Origin of the sequence: Pseudomonas sp. RIT-562, from assembly GCF_026241895.1 — a bacterium.
Classification (GTDB): domain Bacteria; phylum Pseudomonadota; class Gammaproteobacteria; order Pseudomonadales; family Pseudomonadaceae; genus Aquipseudomonas; species Aquipseudomonas mandelii_F.
In genome coordinates, this window is record NZ_JAPJIV010000071.1 from 1 (window position 1) to 413 (window position 413).

The 413-nt window shown below is 58.8% G+C and carries 1 protein-coding gene; it reads left to right on the forward strand.

Going from position 1 to position 413, the window contains the following annotated elements:
• On the forward strand, positions 1–413 hold a 413-nt coding region (locus ORL50_RS28790), incomplete at both ends, for an immunoglobulin-like domain-containing protein (protein WP_266020097.1).

Here is a 413-nt window from a genome sequence, read left to right on the forward strand (position 1 = left end):
AGGCGATGACGTCTATAAAGACGGCGACACCGTATCCCTGAGCATTACCGGTGCGACCTCGAACGGCGCAGCGCTGGAAAACCCAACCATCGGTGGCCCAGCGTCGGTCACCATCGGCGACACCACCAGTGAAGTCTTCGCGACCCTGACGGCGGATAAAACCACCGTAGCTGAAGGCGGTTCGGTGACTTACACCGTGACCTTGACCACCAGCACCGGTCTGCCACTGACCAACCATCCGGAGCTGACCTTCAAGCTCACCGATGGCACTACCATTACTGTTCCAGCGAACAGCGTTACCGGCCAGGCGACCATCACCGCTGCCGATGACATCGCAATTGGTGGTCAGCCAACCATCGTCAACAAGCTGGAAACGGTCGAAGGTGCCGGTACCTACGAAAAACTGACCCTGG